The organism is Neisseria sp. P0014.S009, from assembly GCF_051958155.1.
Taxonomy (GTDB): Bacteria; Pseudomonadota; Gammaproteobacteria; order Burkholderiales; family Neisseriaceae; genus Neisseria; species Neisseria flavescens_C.
The window spans coordinates 1-238 of sequence record NZ_JBQCVS010000252.1 but is presented as its reverse complement, the minus strand read 5'-3'; the positions used below and the strand labels follow the sequence as shown (position 1 = coordinate 238).

Here is a 238-nt window from a genome sequence, read left to right as displayed (position 1 = left end):
GACTACTCGGGTATCTAATCCCTTTTGCTCCCCATGCTTTCGTGCCTGAGCGTCAGTAATTGTCCAGGTAACCGCCTTCGCCTCTGGTGTTCCTCACGATATCTACGCATTTCACTGCTACACCGTGAATTCCGTTACCCTCTCCAATACTCTAGTCGAGTAGTTTCAGACGCAGTTCCGAGGTTGAGCCTCGGGATTTCACATCTGACACACCCAACCGCCTGCGCACCCTTTACGC

1 rRNA gene is annotated in these 238 nt (G+C 52.5%); it reads right to left on the bottom strand.

What is annotated here, in order from left to right:
* A 16S ribosomal RNA gene (locus ACTHS4_RS12545) occupies positions 1 to 238 on the bottom strand; the annotation flags it as partial.